At 40.9% G+C, this 19,536-nt stretch carries 13 protein-coding genes and 1 pseudogene; 5 read left to right on the forward strand and 9 right to left on the reverse strand.

Annotated elements, in window-relative coordinates; all coding sequences use genetic code 11:
* Positions 1–627: 627 nt before the first annotated feature.
* From L6773_RS19575 to L6773_RS19585, 3 genes and pseudogenes are all read left to right on the forward strand, one after another.
* On the forward strand, positions 628–1,584 hold the full coding sequence (locus L6773_RS19575) for a sulfotransferase domain-containing protein (protein ID WP_237856282.1): 957 nt from the start codon (positions 628–630) through the stop codon (positions 1,582–1,584).
* 18 nt (positions 1,585–1,602) lie between these two features.
* Positions 1,603–2,556, forward strand: coding sequence for a hypothetical protein (locus L6773_RS19580; RefSeq protein ID WP_237856283.1), 954 nt, complete (start codon positions 1,603–1,605; stop codon positions 2,554–2,556).
* Positions 2,557–2,892: 336 nt separating this feature from the next.
* Positions 2,893–4,122 (forward strand): annotated as a pseudogene (locus L6773_RS19585) (IS256 family transposase).
* 317 nt (positions 4,123–4,439) lie between these two features.
* On the opposite strand, the gene L6773_RS19590 reads toward L6773_RS19585, so the two are convergent.
* Positions 4,440–4,670: a hypothetical protein gene (locus tag L6773_RS19590; protein WP_237856284.1), complete on the reverse strand. Its 231-nt coding sequence runs from the start codon at positions 4,668–4,670 to the stop codon at positions 4,440–4,442.
* A 33-nt stretch (positions 4,671–4,703) separates the two neighbouring features.
* Entirely contained in the window at positions 4,704–5,099 is a 396-nt protein-coding gene (locus tag L6773_RS19595) for a hypothetical protein (protein ID WP_237856285.1), read from the reverse strand.
* A 307-nt stretch (positions 5,100–5,406) separates the two neighbouring features.
* Here L6773_RS19595 and L6773_RS19600 point away from each other — a divergent pair, with 307 nt between their 5' ends.
* A complete protein-coding gene (locus L6773_RS19600; protein ID WP_237856286.1) occupies positions 5,407–6,483 on the forward strand; it encodes a glycosyltransferase family 4 protein in 1,077 nt (358 codons plus the stop codon).
* Positions 6,484–6,537: 54 nt separating this feature from the next.
* Here L6773_RS19600 and L6773_RS19605 read toward each other — a convergent pair whose 3' ends face one another.
* The 7 genes from L6773_RS19605 to L6773_RS19635 form a co-directional block, all read right to left on the reverse strand.
* Positions 6,538–7,347, reverse strand: coding sequence for a hypothetical protein (locus L6773_RS19605; RefSeq protein ID WP_237856288.1), 810 nt, complete (start codon positions 7,345–7,347; stop codon positions 6,538–6,540).
* A 204-nt stretch (positions 7,348–7,551) separates the two neighbouring features.
* Positions 7,552–8,352: a class I SAM-dependent methyltransferase gene (locus L6773_RS19610; RefSeq protein WP_237856289.1), complete on the reverse strand. Its 801-nt coding sequence runs from the start codon at positions 8,350–8,352 to the stop codon at positions 7,552–7,554.
* Between the two features lie 168 nt (positions 8,353–8,520).
* Positions 8,521–12,540, reverse strand: a complete 4,020-nt coding sequence (locus L6773_RS19615) for a non-ribosomal peptide synthetase (RefSeq protein ID WP_237856290.1) — start codon at positions 12,538–12,540, stop codon at positions 8,521–8,523.
* Positions 12,537–12,773, reverse strand: coding sequence for an acyl carrier protein (locus L6773_RS19620; RefSeq protein WP_237856291.1), 237 nt, complete (start codon positions 12,771–12,773; stop codon positions 12,537–12,539). Before L6773_RS19620 ends, L6773_RS19615 begins: the two co-directional genes overlap by 4 nt.
* Positions 12,757–14,328 carry an amino acid adenylation domain-containing protein gene (locus tag L6773_RS19625; protein ID WP_237856292.1) on the reverse strand — a complete coding sequence of 524 codons (1,572 nt, stop codon included), beginning with the start codon at positions 14,326–14,328 and terminating at the stop codon, positions 12,757–12,759. Before L6773_RS19625 ends, L6773_RS19620 begins: the two co-directional genes overlap by 17 nt.
* A gap of 3 nt (positions 14,329–14,331) precedes the next feature.
* Entirely contained in the window at positions 14,332–15,480 is a 1,149-nt protein-coding gene (locus tag L6773_RS19630) for an acyl-CoA dehydrogenase family protein (protein WP_237856293.1), read from the reverse strand.
* Positions 15,477–16,535 (reverse strand): ornithine cyclodeaminase family protein, encoded by a 1,059-nt coding sequence (locus tag L6773_RS19635; protein WP_237856294.1) that lies wholly within the window; start codon positions 16,533–16,535, stop codon positions 15,477–15,479. Before L6773_RS19635 ends, L6773_RS19630 begins: the two co-directional genes overlap by 4 nt.
* 523 nt (positions 16,536–17,058) lie before the next feature.
* Here L6773_RS19635 and L6773_RS19640 point away from each other — a divergent pair.
* Entirely contained in the window at positions 17,059–19,401 is a 2,343-nt protein-coding gene (locus L6773_RS19640) for a TonB-dependent receptor (RefSeq protein ID WP_237856295.1), read from the forward strand.
* Positions 19,402–19,536: the final 135 nt, after the last annotated feature.

The following is a 19,536-nucleotide window of genomic DNA, read 5'->3' on the forward strand; positions in this document are numbered from 1 at the left end:
TCATAACGATTCAACGACAAGAGCCGTATGATGGGAGACTATCATGTACGGTTCTGTGAGAGCCTTGGGGTGAAATTCCCCTTGGCTACTCGACTTATTATTATTTCAATTTCCAAACAACAGAAAAGGCTTAGTGTAGCCAGAGAAGATCAATTAAAATATTGTTTACTCAGGAAAGCAGTGAGCTTGATTAGAAAACGAATAGGGGTCGACAATGTAAGCTAAACTCTGTCTAAACAACTAAAAATTGAGTTAACGTAGACAATCATGACACAGGAAGAGTTAGACTAACTACAATCGACATCCCGAAAGGGAATATACCATTAGAAAGAGTTTAAATTACACACCAGATGTTCCTCGAGGATGGATTATGCAAAAGTATTATATCGTACATTAAGGATAGTAGACCATATTTTTAATAAGAAACTTCCATAGTTTATCTGATATTGTAGTATTTTTTTCGAATGCTTTGGATTGGGATTGTTCTCAGGTATTTTGGAATCTTACTAAAATCCAGCCGGTTTTCTTATATACGATTTATTTATACGTAGATCCCTCTTTTTCGGTCAAATTTGAACTTTTACATGAACCTTTACATCTACTGATTTACTCTTTTATGAAATGATTATGATTAGAGGAATTGTCCCTTACAGTTTACGGAAGTTTACCAGTTTCCATTTTCCCGGCAATAATAATATTATCCTTTTCTCCACACCGCGCAGCGGTTCAACCTGGCTGCTGGAAATGATCGCTGCACAACCCCGGATTAAAACAGTCAGAGAGCCGCTAAATGTCCGGCTCAACCATATCTGTGAGATGCTCGGGTTGGATTCCTGGGATGAGATTTACGATGAAAAAAAATATCCAGACATTGTACAATACTTAAAGAAATTCTCAAAGAATCTTGAGGTTCATCCTCATTTTAAGAGAGAGAAACCCTTAACGGAAACCTGGCATCCGATTACAAATCGCCTTTTGTATAAATTGCTTCATGGATTGGAAAATCGAATCGCTGATTTAAAAGAAGAATTGCAGGCTAAAGCGATTATACTCATTCGACATCCAATTCCGGTCACATTGTCCCGTACCGTTTACCCCCGATTGCATGCTTATCATCAATCCGGAATTGCCAAACACTTTAAGGATGAGGAGCTAACATTCGCACAAAACATCATTACGAACGGTACTGATTTTGAAAAGGGAATTGTAAGCTGGTGTTTCCAAAACAAGGTGTTTCTAAGTCAGAGAAATGAAGGTCTTTTGATTACCTACGAAGAACTGGTTATGAACCGTATGTGTGTGATACCTAAAATTACTGACTATTTAGATATACCTGAGACCGATAAAATGCTAAGCAGAAGCTTTAAAGCTTCAGGATCGACCGGCAAATCCACAGAAAGCCGTATTCAATTGCTGGAAAAAGTGGAAAAAGGAGAAGAAAATTATCGCAAATTAATTGAAAAATGGAAAATGAATACGTCACCCGACATGATAGAACGTGTTCAGGAGATTTTGGATGCATTTCATATAACTGCTTATCGAGCGGATGATATAATGCCATCTAAAGATTTACTACTTTGCTAGATTGCAATATTAGAGAAAATGGGTATATCTGAAGAGTTTAGTTTCATAGTCACAATTCGGTCAACAGGTGAGAGAACGGAAAAAGCTTGTATCCGTTCGCTCCTGAAAGAGGGGATACGGGAATCTCAAATAAATTTGATTCGAGAAGCTCCCTTTAAGAAATCGCTGGAAACCTGTTTTCAAACCGCGTATAAAGCCCAAACAAAATGGCTCTTGACAGTAGATGCTGATATGATCATCATACCCGGCACGTTGAGGGGGTTTTTTCAGATGGCTGAAGAGATGCCGGAACAAAATTTGCAAATACAGGGGAATAATCTGGATAAGTTTTTTGCATCTGTAAGAAGTGGTGGCCCGCGGATTTATCGTGTTGATTATCTCCGTACGGCCTATGAGATTTCTAAAAACCTGCCAGATAACATCCGGCCTGAAAGTAATGTGATTTCAGAATTGGGTGAGAAGGAACATCCGTCCAGATATATTTCCACAGTCAATTGTATTCACGATTTTGGGCAGTATTACTCAGATATCTACCGTAAATCTTACGCTCACTCGATTAAACACATCAAAAAATTACCCAAAATATTACAAAACACAGCCGATAAAAGGGCCATCGACCCGGACTATAAAGTGTTTATAAAAGGGATCTTTGATAGTTTGCTAAGTGATATTGATGTAAGCATTGACAAACGAATATTGAAGGATGAAACAGCGCAAGCACTACAGCAGCTTCACATTTCCGAAAAGAAAGATATTCCGGAGTCCATAGATGTTCAAAAGATTATCAAGGAATACTCCTTACTTGATCAATGGATCTCATATGAGAATTGCAGAATAAAAGACGTACCCAGAACTCCCACCCGTTTGATCTCCGAGAATTTAAAAAAAAAGGGCAACATAAAAGGGATTATGTATCTGTTCGGCCTTACATTATCAAGGGCTGGCGAGTACTTACAACGGGTTGGTAAATAGAAGTTAGAACCGGTTATGAAGGTTGCGGAAAAATCGATCGACTTTTTGGGTACCAGGATTAGCTCTTTCTCCTCTCCTTAACTTTTGTTCCTACTGTTTGTAGAATATGCCCGGCTGTATAAAGGCTATCATTTAAAATACCTTTATTTGTTTTATTTTTTTGATTCCATCCAAGGTATATTCCTTAGAAAATGGACCTACTAAGGAAAGTATTTCTTTCACTATCGATTCAGTATCAGAAATATCGAAAGACTTTTTTTCCTCCAAAGCGGTGTTAAGGAGAGTGTAAGCTGAACTCTGTCTAAGTAACTAAAAATAGAGTTAACTTAGACAATCATGACACCCGAAGAATTAGACCAACTACAGAAGAAGGCCCTGGAGCAATTTAAATCCGGGCAGCCCGTGCTTGGCAAAGATGGAGCATTTGCTCCGATGCTCAAGCAGTTTTTAGAAGCCGCCTTTCAGGCGGAGATGGACGCTCACCTAAGCGAGGAGGAGCGTCAGAACGGTAATAAACGAAACAGTACAGGGACCAGGTCAAAAGTGCCGACGGAACCTTCCAGATCGATACGCCCCAGGACCGGCAGAGCGCGTTCTCTCCACAGATTATCAAAAAGCGGGAGACCATTCTGGCCTATAATCTTGCTTACAAAATCATTGGCCTCTATGGGCTGGGAATGAGCCTTTGTGACATTAGTTCCCAGATCAAGGAGATGTACGACAGTGAGATTTCTCACACGGTCCTCTCAGAGATTACCGATCGGATCATTCCTCAGGTCCAAGCCTGGCAGAACCGTCCGTTAGAGTCGGTGTACTGTATTGTGTGGCTGGATGCCATGCACTACAAAGTACGTGAGGATGGCCAGGTGCAGCATAAAGCTCTCTACAACATCCTTGGGATCAACCCGGAGGGGCGCAAGGAGGTATTGGGAGCCTATATCTCGGAGAGTGAAGGAGCCAACTTTTGGCTGTCGGTACTGAGCAATCTTCAAAACCAGGGATTGGCCGACATCCTGATCGCCTGTACGGATAACCTGAGAGGTTTTACCGAAGCCATCGCCAAGCGTGTATCCCAAAGCGGAGGTTCAGAGCTGCATTGTCCACCAGATCCGCAACTCCCTGAAGTATGTAGCTAGCAAGGATCAGAAGGTGTTCATGCGGGACCTCAAGCGTGTGTACAGAGCCGACACCAAAGATCTGGCCGAGATGGAACTGGAAACGTTGGCTGGCAAGTGGGAGGCCAAATATCCCATAGTGATCGTCTCCTGGCAAAACAACTGGGAGAAGTTGACCACCTATTTCCAATATACGGCTCCAATCCGAAAGCTCATCTACACTACCAATGCTGTAGAGGGGTATCATCGGCAGATCCGAAAGGTGATCAAGACCAAAGGAGCATTCACCAGTGATTTGGCGTTGTTAAAGCTGGTTTATCTGGCCACAAAGAGCATTGAGAAAAAATGGACATCACCTATGCAAAACTGGAGCTTGACTGTTCAGCAGCTGGCGATTAGATTTGGAGAACGGTTGCCATTGGACTTAAACCGAAACCCCGAAAGGGAATAAATAATCAGACAGAGTTTAAATAATACTCCCAAAAAAACTTAGAAATTGAATAGTAACTACTTTTGAGTTCGCTCTTTGATTTTTTTCCAAGCTGTCTCAAGTACGTGTACGCCAACATATAAAGTGCCCTTCAAAAAACCTTTTTCATGAATATTTTTTTTGAGTCCATTCCAGGTGTATTCTTTGGTAAATGGCCCTGCATCAGCATTTTTTTTTACAAGTGATTGTGCATCGGCAAGGCGTAGATTCTCTTTCTCCGCAATTTTAAGTTCAGCGAGTGCTTTTTTTGAACGTTCTTCATAAAAGCGAAGATCCGCTTATGGAACCTCTTGGGAAAGTAAACCATCGACAGATCCTTTGATAACAACAAGATAATCGGTATCATCGATAGACCTTCTTTTCCATTCTTTCATCAACTCAGCTACGTGATCAGAATGTTTTGTAGCATGGAAATATGCTTTTCTGTAGATATCCCTGTAAAATTGTTCAAAGTCATGCAGGCCTGCCACATACTCAAATACCCGTGTTTTATATCCCTTTGACTCCATCTTATTGACAGTAAACTCTTCGGGTCTGATCTGCTATCCGTCCCCGGGAATATGATTCAATGCCTCATGAAGGAACCGGTTTCGATAGATTCGAAATCCTGCTAAACGATGTTTCATCAGAATCTTATCGTAGATCAGTGGCTTGCATGCAAATAGACTTTCAGAAACATTACTTATGAGTTGCTGGATTTCACGGATAAATCCATTTTTCGGCAGTACATCTGCATCAATCGTTATGAGCCACTCTTTATCACTCTGTATTCCGATTTTATAGGATTCTCGGAGTGCCTCCTCAAAAGGGGTAAGTTCGATGACAACCACATCGTCTTCCGGAAGCTCATGTAAAATAATCTGTTTGCAGGCTTCTGTTGTCCGTTCACCGGCGGACCGGATCACGATGATAAAATCATTTTTGGATCGTGTACTCATTCATAAAATGGATGGTACTAAAGTTGACTATCTTAAGCTAATATTTAGTGAATCCCAAATATTATAGATCTTCTTCATGTTGTAATTCTAAGGTACGAATCATATCGTTCAGGTATTGTATTGATAAAATTATGTTATTAAAACGGGATATAAAGAAATCAATATATCTTTAAATATAAGTTCGTTTTTTCTTTGAATCCTACTAAGATATCGGGGTTGGCAAGATGCTGGTTATAAGACAGAATTTCATTTATCTTCTCTCCGGCTTCAGCCATAAACCGGATGTTTTAAATAGTTAGTAAGGAACATGAAAATTGCTATTGTAAATACACATTTTGTCGATGAAATTGGGGGAAGTCAGCTCCAATGTGATATCATTGCTGATGAACTGCAAAAGCGAGGGTATGATGTAACTTATGTGGCAATTGATAAGAAAACTGAATATGAGAGGAGTTATAAAGTTATCGGAGTTAAGAGAGAGAGTCGTTCCATTGCCTCAACATTACTCTCTATTAAACCGGATATCTTATACTGGCGATTCAATAAAAAATATTTCTACAAGTCTGTAAAGTCTTTAAGCAGAAGGCAAACCAAAATAATATTTGCTGTATCGAATAAAAGGGATATAATGGCCTATAATACCAGATGGCAGGGCCCGTTTTCACTTTCCCGGTTACTCCGGTTTATGCAAAAAAACCTGATCAGCCGTTATAACCATTTTGGGTTCAAATTTGTTGATGCATTAACCGTAAATAATGAAGATCAGCTCCATCTGTTAGATACAGAGATAGCGATCAAGCGCTATATTCCGAATGCAGTTCTAAGTAATAAAAAGGAATTCAGTTGGGAGAAGCCATATGTGTTATGGGTTGCAAATATAAAGAAACGTAAACGACCGGAAATCTTCGTTAAACTGAGTGAAAGATTTAAAGAGTCAGGAGTGGATTTTCTAATGATTGGAAAACCTTCAAATGATCAGTACCGCTGGATTATAGAATCTGAGCAAACTCCAGCGAATTTGCACTATTTAGGCCCAAAAGATGTGGAGGTTGTGAATGCTGCTTTGGCCAAATCACTTTTTTTGGTTACGACCTCTACACCTGATGAAGGATTCAGTAACAATATAATCCAGGCTTGGACGCAGAAGAAAGCGGTTCTTGCCTATGAATTTGACCCGGAGGGAATGATCCGGGAGTATAATGTTGGTTTTGTCTCAGATAGTAATTTCGAGGATCTTGTAAACAAAACGCAACAACTCATAAAAGACAGTACACTGAGGGACCGACTCGGAAAACAAGCTTATTCGCTTTCAAGAGAACATTTTTCCACAGAAAAAACAGTGGACAAGTTAGAATCACTGATAAGAGTACTCTCAGAAATGTAAAACGTACATTCTCTGCAAAAACTTATGAACTCTATTGGATCTGACTCCGATTCATTATGAATCGAAATTCCAAACTTTATCTCTGTTGAAATTCTTAATCACAGATGGTAGACAATTCCAGATCAAATTCCATTCATTTCTATGCATCCAGCGATAATCATATAAAATCTCCAATCCGTGATTGGCTTTTTTTTTCATCCGATTACCCAGAATATTGATACTGTTCGTTTGTTGTAAATCAGGCTGGCCCGATAGGTTCAATTTATCTTTCAAGTACGTTTCCATCTTCGTCTGATCTAGGCAAAAAAGGTCATAAGAAACAACTGAACACGGTATGTTACTCTCTTTTAAAATCCTGAGATAAGCTGAGTTACTTCTCCACCAATGGATTGCAGACCGAGTTTTATGGCCAATGGGAATCTTTCTGTTCTTTCGGTTCTTATTATCAATTTGGGAAATCAGCCAGGCTCTTAAATCTTTTATTACGACAATCACATTTAATTTGTCATTGAAATTCTCAGACAGGATTTTTAAACCTTCGAGGGATTTCGATGAATCTATGATTGTATCATATTTTTCAAATGCCGCAGATTTGAAAATGTAATCATACATATCGATATACTGTTCTTCGATACTTTCAAAAGCACTGGTTCTTGAATGGATCTCTTTCCAGAAATCACTCTTTTCTATTGTTTGCTGATCATATTCAGAAAGACTCTGAATATGATCTTTTTGGAAGGTTCGTACTGCCTTATATGCTTCACCGATCCCCAGCGAACGTGGATAACATGATAAATAGTACTCCATCAATGTTGACCCGCTGTGACCCAATGATAGGATATAAAATATTTTTTTATCACTCATAATGTCTTAAAAACAGCTATCGTAGATGAAAATTAATGATAGAAGCAGTTATAAAATGAAATTCCCCTAAAGCAATGTAATCATTAGAATAAAATGTTAGGGGATATATTTAAAAAATAATAAGCCCCTCTCCATTTATGTACCAGTTAAAAGTAGAGAATCGGACGTTATGTAGCAAAGCCACACATCATAGATAACCTGATATCATTTTGTTGCTTTAATTACAACGATTGAATCTGCCCACCAAGTATCCTTAACATTTTCCGGTAAATCTAAAGGCAATACGCTCACATTAAAAGAAGAAAAGTGCTTCAGTAATAAATGTTGATGCTCTCTGCCCACTGACTGTATTTCGTTTGAAAAATATGTAAATGCCCCACCGGGTTTTAAATGTTCTGATGCATAACAAAAGAAATGTTCGGCAAATGTTATACTGGCATGAACATATTCCATGTACTCATCTTCATTCAATGGATAGGTATGAAAAAAAATACCGTCAAAGCTTCCCAATTCGTCAATGGTGTCTTGCCATAACCCTTCAACTAATCGTATCTCTTTATCCGGATAGGCAGCTTTCCAAGGGTTAAAATACTCCTCAATAACACTCGTGTTACATTCAATAATAGTGTGTGACTCAATGGGGTATTTTTGAATGATGTCCGCTGAAACCCCTCGCCCAAACCCGATTTCAAGAATATCGCCTCCTCGATTTGTGATAGCTTTTGCCATAGCCTCCATCAAGGGAATCTGCCAATCTTCCATGATCTCTTGATCAGATAGCTGAGCTTGTTCACGCTCTGCAAAACCAACAAAGTCATTCGCAGATGTTTCGCCGGGAACAAAATTTTTTGTTTGCTCATGAAGCGCATTGAGATCTGCACAAAATTCCTTAAGCGCTCTGTTGATCACAGCATTACGCTGTGCAAGTTTTGGCGGGTCAATAAAGTGATCATCCTTAATGTCTAATGAGACTTCATAAGCTTCTGTTCTTTTTATTCTTTTCATGGTTTTTTTCTTCGTCAATTTAACTCACAGTCTTCTTTTTTTTGAACGTAATGATTCTACAAATTCGATAAGTGAAATAATGGATAATTCATTCTTCAATCATCGCAAGATTTCAAAACCGGTACAGAGCGTATTTTATAAAACGGAACGACTACGAATACTTTGCCATTAATTGAGCTTTGATTGTATGATATTGGCAATGGAGTCGCTGTAACCGGCTATGGTTGGATGCTCAAAAAGTTCTCGAAGCGGAATTTCCAACCCTAGCTTTTCCTCCATTCGCGATGTGATACGAATAGCGGCCAGGGAATTACCGCCAAGTGCCAGGAAATTATCAAATACACCAATTTCATTCACTTGAAGAACTTCTTGCCAGGTAAGGGAAATCATTGTCTCTAAATCATTCCTGGGAGCCTGGTAAGTGCTTGTATTGGTAAATTGTGAATTAGGGTCGGGAAGTTTTGCTTTATCTACTTTTCCGTTGGCTGTTACGGGAATCTCTTCAACATGAATAAACCGGTTTGGAATCATATATCCCGGTAACAAAGTGGAGAGTTCATTTTGCAGTTTCTCATCATCAAAACGTTTTCCGGTGTAGTAAACAACAATACCCTTCGTTAAATGAGACGGGTCAAAATCATAGCCAATTTCGTCCATCATTTTAAACACTTCTGTCTCGTCAATCTCTTCATTAATTTCATCGATCGATTCCTCCCTTGTTTTATGCCCAATTCTAACATCCCAGCTGTATGGAAATGCATAGTTACTGTATCCTTCCTTCTTCTTATGAACATAAATTCCCAATTGATTGATAAGACAATTTGTGCTTCTGCCGGTGTCAGTGGGTCGCTTCCAGCCCAATGTTTCATCCAAATACGTATACATTTCTGCCAAACTGCTGTCGCAAAAACGATAAAAGTCTACAAATTCAACCTTCTCAAACACGTCATCATACTCAAAAATAGAAACATCCAGGTGCTCTGATACAGCATCATCGATGCGATGATACTCTTTGCGAGCTTCTAAAATGATTTCATCAATATTCTTAATACTGGTATTACTTTTGAAGAGTTCTTCGCTAAGCCTGGTTTCAAAAAACTGCCCTCTGGATAAACCCGTTACAATGATGGGGATATTTTTTTCCAATGCTACATGAGTGCTCAATGTATAGATAGCTTTGAAGCATCCGTTGCAAACATTGTTGTGTCGCTGTAAACTATCCACAAATATCTCATTCATTGCATCTGTGGAATCGATCAGCAGATCCACGTCCAGGTCATTGCAAATTTTACGAGCGTTATCGAGAGCTTCTTCAGAGATAAAACCATTATCGAAATTGTAGGCTAGCACACGGAAACCAAGCTCTTTCAGTTTCGCGAGTGCATATGTACTGTCTTTTCCTCCGCTTAGAAGCATAATGCAATCGTACTCGCTGTCACTTCTTTTTCGACTGCTGATCAACTCTCTCAGATCGTCCATAGTTCGGAAATAATGTGATACCTGAGACTGGTAATTATCAAAATTTTGGCAAAGGGAGCAGACACCTTCTGAATTGTAACTTATCGATGGATAATTAGAAGGCAAGCCACATGAGGTACAGTAAAACAGATTTTCAGCTTTGTTCCGAATATCGTTGTCCCAAACCATAGCGACTGTCTGAGTCGATTCTGTGACCTTAGCAACTGCCGTTTCTATCTCCCCAAGTTCTATGCGATACCCGTTGAGTTTGACCTGGTCATCTTTTCGGCCTAAATACACAAGCTGACCCTCTTCATTGATACGCGCATAATCACCGGTTTTATACAGAATCTGCTTGGGGAACAGTGTATGGGAAATAAACTTTTCTTTGGAAAGCAGATCATTATTTAAATATCCTTTCGCCACACCGTGACCCAACATATAGATTTCACCGGTTGTATTTGCTAAAACCGGTTGTTGATCTTCATTGAGTAAAACTGCATGCATGTTTCGGATCGGCTTGCCAATAGGTACGTCACCGGATTTATCATTTGTGATATCAAACTTATGTATGATGCAGCCCACTGCTGCTTCTGTGGGACCATACTCATTGTAGATGGCAAGGTCCTCTCCATAATGATCTTGCAACTCTGCTGCCAGGTTTGTTGGAAATGATTCACCACCCACAATAAGAACTTTTACATTTGAACCGGGCAATATTCGATTTTTTACCAACTGAAGATGGGTTGGAGTTGCCTTTATGAGGTTTAACTCCTGATTATTGAAAACTGACTTTAGATCGACGATCTCACCCAAGTCCGTTTCCGGATATATGGTACAGCTGCCACCTGAAATAAGTGGCAAAAAGAGTGAGGTGAGGGTTAAATCAAACCCAACAGAGGTAAATAGTGGAGAGTGTACAGGTTGCTTATTCAGGTAATAGTCATTTGCCCAAAAGATATAATTTGCAAACGATTGATGAGTGATCTCAACACCTTTCGGTTTGCCTGTACTTCCCGACGTAAAAATTACATACATAGAATCTTCTGAACGGATCTCCTGTTTATCAAGTGTTGATAAACCTTGATCATTGATCTCTTTCATTGCATGAGAATCAATGCTAATAGCTGCTTCTGTAGTCTGTTTTATGTACTCTGCCCGAGCCGGAGGAGCAGATACTGGGACTGGAACAGCACAATTATTATTTAAAAGTATGCCAAAGAATGCCGAAACATACTCCATGCTCCTGGGCAATTGCAGGATAACCTTTTCTTGCGGGTTCACACCTTTTGCCTGCAAAAACGCAGCGACATGAGAAGCCTGCTCCAACAGTTGGGTATAAGTCAGTTCTTTATTCTCATGTTTAAGGGCAATCGCGTGCGGATTCGAGTCCACCTGCTGTAGAAAGGATTCTAGTATATTCCCTTTAATCGGTTCAAAAGTGTATGAGAGTATATTTTCGATATCCTCGTGCAATTGTAGATCTATCAGACTCTTAGATGGCCTTAGACTCAATTCTTCTAACGTATTTGTGAGATAGGAGATAAAATCCAGCCGGTTTTGCTCTGAAAAATATTGGTCATTAAAATCGATACAAAGATGAAAGTTACCCGTTCCGTCAAAGTCATGAACTTGTACACGAACCTGATCTGTCTGATCAATATATCCGTTACTTAACCATTTGGATGTGAATGATATGCCATTAAACGATCCAAAAGACTGATTGGCATAGTTCAGGACGATATTGAAACTGCTCCGTATTTTTGCATTGGCAGCCCCCGGTTTTGCATGTTTCAGCAGTTCAAAAACTTGATTCTGCACCTTTTTTTGGAGTGATTTAAAACTTTCATCCTTTTCAATTCGAATATTTACGGGAAAAAAGTCCAGGAATAAGCCTGTTGTTTTTTTGAATGAAGGTTTTATCCTGCTGTGTATCGGGGTTCCGATTCTCAGATCTCTTGTTGATGAGATTTTATAGATGACCGAGAATATTGCAGTCATGAACAACTGGTAGAGGGAAAGCTCCTTCGTTAAAGTTTTAAAGTCCGGATTTTCTGCCAGCAAGGTGAGTTTTTCAGTAAGACCTTCGCCTAAATTGATATGTACTCTCGTCGAAGTGCTATCTTTGCCTGACTGTAGGGGGAATAACTCGATTCGTTTTACAGGTTCAGCTTGTTTCTCCCAATACTGTACCGTTTTTCCATTGTCCTGATTCAGCTCAAATTTTATGTACTCTTCAAAACGGTATGATTCGGGTTCTGTTTCTTCCTGAAAATAGAAGGATTTTAAATCCTTAAAGTAGATTGTAAAAGACCATGCATCTGTAATAATGTGGTGAAGGTTGAAAAACCAGATCGTTTTATTTTCACCTTGCAATAAAACGGAATCATAACATCTTTTTTCAAGGTCAAATTTTTGCTGTACACGTTGGTCCAGCCAATTGTTTACTTCATCATCGGTCAGTCCCTCGATTTCAAGAACTTTCATTTTTTCCGGCTGATAATCCGCTACGTACTGTACCGGCTTATCCTTTTGCTCAATAAAAAATGTTCTCAGTGACGGGTGAGTTTTCAAGAGCTTATTGAAGGCATGGTTAAACCGATCGGCATCCAGTTTTTGATGAAATGTAAATGTGAAAGCCACATTATAGATCGGCAGGTCGGGCTGAAGTTTCTGCCCCAACCAGATCAGTAATTGCTGCGATGTAAGAGTAGATTTTTGATTCGTCAATCTTGTTTCGACTTTAAATATTCTTCAATTGCATTCAGGTTCTTAAAGTTTTCAATGACCATCTCTCCGGGTGATACTTTGATATCAGCCTCTTTCTCGATAAAAGCCACCAACTTCATGATCCCCATAGAATCAATAATTCCGGAGCCGAGCAGATCATCATCCTCTGAAAGGGTTAGATTTGAATCACCGGTAAGTTCGGATTGAATGTATGCTTTAATTTTTTGAATCATAAATGGAACGGATATTTTCTTTGAGCTTCTTGTAATCTACCTTGCCGGCCGATGTTCTGGGAAGCTTTTCTGTTTCTAATATTAACTTTGGGATTGAATATTTCGGCAAAGATTTTTGAATTTTGTGATTGAGGTTTTCGATCGATGTTCCGGATGTTAATACTACGGTTGCAAAAATTTCATTAATTCCACTGAGCGTATATGTATAGCAAGCGACTTGTTCTACCTCACCCAACCGTAATATCGTCTCTTCAATTTCATTGAGTTCTATTCTGTGACCCCTTGATTTAATCTGCCTGTCTTTTCGGCCGATAAAAAATAACACGCCATTCTCATCCTCTTTGACAAGATCCCCGGTCTTGTAAAACCTTTTTTTCAAGCCTGAATGGACTTCAACCTCAAGAATGGATTTTCGCGTTCGTTCTTCATGATTCCAGTAACCGGCCATCATTGTCGAGGAATGGATCAGCAATTCACCGATCTCTCCCTGTTTAACCCGGTCTTGGTTTTCATTTAGAATGAGATGATCGGTGTCATTCCATACTTCTCCCAATGGTAATGTTTCATATTCCGTTTCTTTTCCTTTCCGGTTATAAAAGGTGCATTGATTCACCTCCGCCGGGCCATATACATTTGAGAATGATGCATTCGGACAGTGAGCCATGAATCGGTTCAGTTGATGGACCGGGAACGGTTCACCTCCAAACAAGACCCACCGCATCGATGTGAAATCTCTATTCTTCAAATCCCCTCTTTCTAAAAGCTGCTGGAGGACCAGCGGAACGGAATACCACACCGTAATTTTCTTCTGCTCAATCAACTGACTTAAACTGGCAGGAAAGACAGAGTATTGTTTTCCCAAAATAATTGTTGTTGCACCTGCCATTGGGGCGGTAATATACCCAAATGTACTCATATCAAAATGAAGCGGAGAGTGGTTGGCTACAACATCTGCATCCGAAATATCATATAAGTCTCTGCTCAGTTTTGCATAACTCAGGCAGCTATAATGGGTATGCATGATCCCCTTTGGAAAGCCGGTGGTTCCGGATGTATACATGATATATGCCAGATCACTGCTCTGAATGTTTATTCCGGGGGTGTGAGTTGGATAATCATGTAAGGTTTCCCGGGAGAAGCAAGAATAATCTGTCTGAGGCAGATCGACACCTAAAATTACAAGTTCTTTTGGAAAAGATTCCAACGCAGTGTTTACATGATTTGTAAGACTCTCTTCGGTGATTAGGTAATGGATGTTACAATCATCCAGAATGTACTGTATTCTCTCAGCCGGGGCATCTACATCGATTGGGACGAATGCACCTCCGGATTTTAAAACTCCGTGAACCGCTAACGCACTTTTCACATTACGTTTTAGAAAAAGGCCAACCCGATCCCCTTTCTTTAACCCGTTTTCGATTAAAAAGTTTGCGATCTGATTCGTCTGTTGATCTGCCTCAGAAAAGGTTATGGATTCACTGCCGGAGTCAAAAGCCGTATTTTCCGGAACTCTCTGAGCCGAATGGGTGAGTATTTGACTAATGGTATAAATCATTCACTACATTAACATCTTCGCAATGATATTCTTTTGAATGTCGGAGGTCCCGGCTAAAATGACAGATCCCACGACGTCTCTGAGGTTTTTTTCAATTCCATATTCAGAGACGTAACCTTTCGCTCCGAAGATCCGAATGAAATCGAGGCTATTTGAAATTGCGGATTCACTCAGTTGAAGTTTCAGTAATGCTGAATCCATGGGAGCAGATTTGCCCTGATTCTTTAGCCAGACCAATTTATAAAGCAGGTACCTCGATGTTTCAAGACGTAATTTCATATCTGCGATCCGATGACTCACCGCTTGAAATTCTGCAATCGGTTTGCCAAACTGTTCACGTTCTTTGGAGTAGGATACGGCCTCCTCAATCTGGCGCTCCATCGCTCCAAAAACAGAAGATAAAATAAAGCAGCGATCGTATTCCAGAGAGTAATTGGAAATACTCATCCCGGCACCCTCGTTCCCAAGTCTGTTTTCGACTGGGACCTTGCAATCTGTAAATGTGATGGAGCCGAAGGGAGCTGTACGCATCCCCATTTTTTCCTGGTTCACAGAGGCTTCATAACCTTCAAAAGTGCTCTCCACGATAAAAGCTGAAACTCCCCATTTTCCAAGATTAGGTTTTGTGAGAGCAAATACGATGGCAATATCGGCATTCGGAGCTAAGGTTACCCAGACCTTTTTGCCGTTTAAAACATAAACATCCCCCTCACGAATTGCGGTTGTTTGCATCTGAAACACATCGGAACCGGACTCCTCTTCGGATAGACCGTGACAGCCGATCCAGGACCCATCACTCAATTTTGGCAGATATTTCTCTTTTTGAGCTTCAGTTCCAAAATCTGTGATCGCCATCATCACAGACCACATGTGAGCATTCAGGGTTAATCCCAGGCCGTTGTCTGAGCAGCCATATCCCAGGCCGATCATTGCCAGCATGGCACGTTGCAGATCAATTTCTTCAAAAGTGCCGCCATATTTTGCAGGTGCGGCTAGTCCCTGGATGCCAAAATCAGCGCATTTTTTCCACAAATCATCAGCAAAAATACTTTCACGGTCACGGTGTCGAACGTTATCGTTTAAGTGATTTTGTGCGAACTCCTTTACTTTGTTCTGGTAGTCTGTGTACTCGGGGGGGAAATCAAAATTCATGCTTCGACATTGACCGTTAAAAATTCATATGGATTTTTTGCGTCATCGGGAACGTACTCGATCTGTACAAATTCACCGACTTTATGTTTCTTTGCTAAATCCATAAACAGGTTAAAAACCACCATATCCTCCAGTGCCCAGCCGGTGGAATCAAACACAGAAACCTGATTCCGGTAGGTTTCATGCTGCAAGGGATATTGTACAACCTGGTACAGCTCTGGGCCGATATAGCCTTTCAGCAGTTGTTGACACTCACCTTCCTGCAGAGCCTGTTCCAGGAAATCAGGACAGACAAAGGCATCTTTAAGCAGCTCAACAGGTAATTCTACCTTACCGGGAAAATCAGATCCGACGGCATTAATATGCAGATGCTTTTTTGTATTCAGATCTTCAAAGAGCGGACCCTCTCCAATTCCTTTGGAGGTTTGACTGCAGATCACATCGCTTTTATTCACAATCTCCGTGATCGAGGAATCAACGATCTCACAATGAATGTCCAGAAACCCGGTTCGATCCTTAAAGCTGGATTGAGACTTCGGCTCGGAATCATAAATGTACACCTTCTCTACAGTCATGACCCTGGAGATCGCATGGAGTTGTGTAACGGATTGTGCACCGCATCCAATTAGCCCAAGGGTACAGCTTGATGGATGAGCCAAGTGTTTTGTGGCCACTGCAGATGCAGCCCCTGTTCGCAAAGCGGTCGGTAACACTCCATCCATGAGGCCCTGTAAATGGCCATTCGATGTGTTGTAGGAGGAGATGGTCGAGGCGATGGTCGGGAGCTGATACTTCGTTGGATTGTTGGGATGATAACCCACCAATTTAATCACGATATCAGAACCGGATTGATAGATCGGCATCCATTCGACCAGGCCGGGGTCGGGCTGTTTGTAGTTGAAACCGGAACGGACAGGGATTTTCAACTCGATGTGATCGTAATTACGTATTTCGTTTTCCAGCCTGGAAATAAGCAGATCCATGATCACATCGATACCGACGGTGAAAATCAGTTTTTGCAGATCTTTTTCTTTTAGAAGGAGAGTTCGGGGCATTGGATTGGGAATCTTACATTCAAAGTAAAGGGAATATCCGGATAGCAATTAATTTAATAAAAGAATATTCAATTGATAGTATTAAATCTGTTTACAGGTTAAAAATCTTATATCGATGGGGGATATCGCATAAAAGAATCAATTACAGCCATCATCCTCGGTTGATTATTTATTTTTAAAGTGGTAAATATTTTAAGCAGTCTACAAGTAATCTTTAATTTTAGCTTATAAATCAACAAACCGATTCATGATTTCGATCTCATCAAGTCGGCTTTACTTCAATAACAGGTAAGACATATCTAACGATTCATACGTCACGGAGATACGCGAACTGCAATGAGTACTCAAATAAAAGCAGAAATTTCGTATCGGAGTTCCTGTGATCAGTGAGAACCATAAAGAATTGTGAAAATTTAAAATCACCGGAACGTACGAACTTCATTTTGACTTTCCGTTTATGTTGACGTTTACATTATCTACCGCAACCCCGAATCGAACGACCTTTTAGAAACCTGCAGGCCTTATGGAAAACATTAAAATTTTACCAAAATCACTTATCGACATCCTTGTCAAGATCATGAAAAGATCGCTTTTCCTGGGAGTCTGTATGTTGACACTCACCGGAATAGCCCACAGTCAGAACGGGGGAAGCATTACCGGTACGGTAACATCTGAACTGAACGGATCTCCATTAACTGGAGTCAACGTACTTCTAGAAGGCACACGTTTTGGGACAACCACGGATGCGGATGGGACCTTTGCCATTGCGAATGTTCCTGAAGGCAGTTATGAGCTGCAATTCAGCTTCATCGGGTACCAGGAGAAAGTCAGCAGCGTTGATGTGAATGCCGGTTCGGTAACAGAAGTGGAGATTGAATTAACCGCCCGATCAACAGAGATGCAGGAAATCATTGTGAAAGGTCGAGCCCTGAATTTGATTGGAGTATCCGAATCGGCTTCGCAGGGGAAAGTGGGAAGAGCTGAATTTATCAACAGGCCGTTGCTCAGAACGGGCGAGGTGATGGAAACCGTTCCGGGTTTAATCGCCTCCCAGCACAGCGGGACTGGAAAAGCCAATCAGTTCTATTTGAGAGGTTTTAACCTGGATCACGGCACTGATTTTGCCGCATCGTTAGAAGGAGTACCCCTGAATCTGCGAACGCATGGCCACGGGCAGGGATATCTGGATCTCAATCTGCTAATCCCTGAACTGGTGAATACCATTGAATTTCGAAAAGGCCCATACTACGCAGAGGTGGGTGATTTTGCGACATCCGGCAGTGCGGATATCGAGCTGGTGAGTGAGCTCCCGGAACCGATATTGAGAACAGAAGCGGGATTGGATGAATATTATCGCGGACTTTTTGCAAACTCTTCCAGGGTCGGAGACAAAAGTGTTCTTTATGCGTTGAATGCCCAATATTACAACGGGCCTTTTGATGTCCCTGAAAACACCGCCCAGTACAGCGGGGTTGTAAAGCTCTCCGGGGGGTCCTCTTCGAACGGGTATTCTGTAAGTGCCCTGGGATATACAAGTGACTGGAATTCGAGCGATCAAATCCCGCGTGGCGCAGTCGAAACCGGGTATATTTCAAGATTCGGAGCGATTGATTCAACAGCAGGAGGGGAGACAGACCGTTATAAATTGATTGCCAACTGGTGGAATACAAACGATTCATATGGCCGTACTGAAGCAACCGTCTATGCAAGCTATTACCGGCTGAATCTCTTTTCCAACTTCACATATTTTCTGAATAATCCCGAACGAGGCGACCAGTTTGAGCAAGCGGATCGAAGATTTTATGGCGGTGCCCGAATTTCTCACGAGTGGTTTACAAATTGGTTTGGGAGACGAACTGTCAACAAAGTAGGTGCTGATCTTAGACATGACCAGATATTTGATATTGGGCTTTATAATACTGAAAATCGCCAAAGGTGGAGCACCGTTCGGGATGACGAAATCGGGGAAAGCAGTATTGGAACCTACTTTGAAAATGAGACTCAATGGACAGGTAAATTGCAGACCAATATTGGGTTAAGAGCAGATCTCTTCTACTTCGATGTCAATAGTAATATCAATGTGAATTCCGGTTCCGAAACGGATATTATTTTGAGTCCCAAATTCAATATCGTTCTTGGCCCGTGGAACGATACAGAGTTTTATATAAATACAGGATTGGGATATCACAGTAATGATGCACGCGGTACAACGATTCAGGTTGATCCGGTTACGAGAGATGCAGTGAGTGGCGTAGATCCTTTAGTTCGGTCTCAAGGCGCGGAAGTGGGAGTACGGACGGCTGCGATTCAGGGATTGCAAAGCAGTCTTACCTTTTTCTATCTTGGTTTGGATTCTGAGCTTGTATTTGTTGGAGATGCCGGCGGTACGGAGGCTAGTGACGCAAGTGAACATATTGGATTCGAATGGGCAAATTACTACCGTCCAACCAATTGGCTGCAATTGAATCTGGATGTGGCTTTGACAGAGTCTCGTTATCGAAATGTATCTGCAGACAGTGATAAAATACCGAACTCAATCGGTAGAATTATTACAGGGGGAGTAACATTTAATCCCACAGAGGGCTGGTTTAATACATTTCGTTTACGACATTTCGGACCGCGACCGCTCATTGAAACAGGCGATGTTCGATCAGAGGCGACTACACTCCTGAATTTTAAGACCGGGTATGATTTTGGTACTATGCAAGTAGATTTGGATATGCTGAATATTTTGAATGCGGCCAGTCCGGATATCAGCTACTATTATACATCAAGGTTTCATGGTGCATCTACGGAATCAAGTGACATACATTTTCATCCGGTCATACCAAGAACACTTCGAATGTCGATTACTTTGAAATTTTGATAATGAGATTTTGCTTCAACAGTAAAATTTTTCATCCATAACCTCAGAATATAATTCTGAATATATCAGACACGAATTACAGATGAACAACCAGCTTACACAACAACAAACAAATATTGCTTCTGCAGCTCTATA

It is taken from the genome of Rhodohalobacter sulfatireducens, from assembly GCF_022012475.1.
Lineage (GTDB): Bacteria > Bacteroidota > Rhodothermia > Balneolales > Balneolaceae > Rhodohalobacter > Rhodohalobacter sulfatireducens.